This is a genomic window from Gluconobacter sphaericus NBRC 12467 (assembly GCF_006539125.1).
Lineage (GTDB): Bacteria > Pseudomonadota > Alphaproteobacteria > Acetobacterales > Acetobacteraceae > Gluconobacter > Gluconobacter sphaericus.
Window position 1 is genome coordinate 1 of record NZ_BJMK01000095.1, and the last position, 578, is coordinate 578.

Consider the following 578-nt stretch of genomic DNA (forward strand, 5'->3'; position numbering starts at 1 on the left):
TCCTTCCCGAAGATCGGCTTTCTCTGCGTTGGTGTTCCGCTGCTTTGGAGCAGCTATGAGCGTGGCATCCAGGATTTGGCCGGACATCGGTAAATACCCGGCGTTGCGCAGGGTCGCATCAAAGCGGTTGAACAGCCCATCGATCGCACCCGCCTGGGTCAGACGCTCGCGGAACAGCCAGACCGTTTTGGCATCAGGCACCCGATCTGAAAGTCCCAGACCAAGGAAACGCATAAAGGAGAGGCGATCGTTGATCAGATATTCCGTCCGCTCATCAGACAAATTGCTGAGCGTCTGGATCACCAGAATTTTGAACATCAGCACCGGATCAAATGGCGGTCGTCCGCCTTTGCTTCCGTCAGAATACGTCAGAGCCTTCTCCAGGTCAGGGCGGAAGACTTCAAAATCCACAGTCCGGGAAAACGCTTCGAGCTGATCACCAAGTCCGCTCAATCGAGCAAGCCGCTCTTCAACATCAAAGAAACCCGGCTGCTTCATCTTCCACCATACCCAATCAACGTAGGAAAAATGGAATCATAAAGGCCGACCCAAAACCAGTGGGTTTTTCGAACCCTCCA

The 578-nt window shown here is 53.6% G+C and carries 1 protein-coding gene; it reads right to left on the reverse strand.

The features are described from left to right. The coding region (locus tag GSP01_RS14655) for a transposase (RefSeq protein ID WP_141354699.1) at positions 1 to 498 on the reverse strand (498 nt) is incomplete at its 3' end. Between the last annotated feature and the right edge of the window lie 80 nt (positions 499 to 578).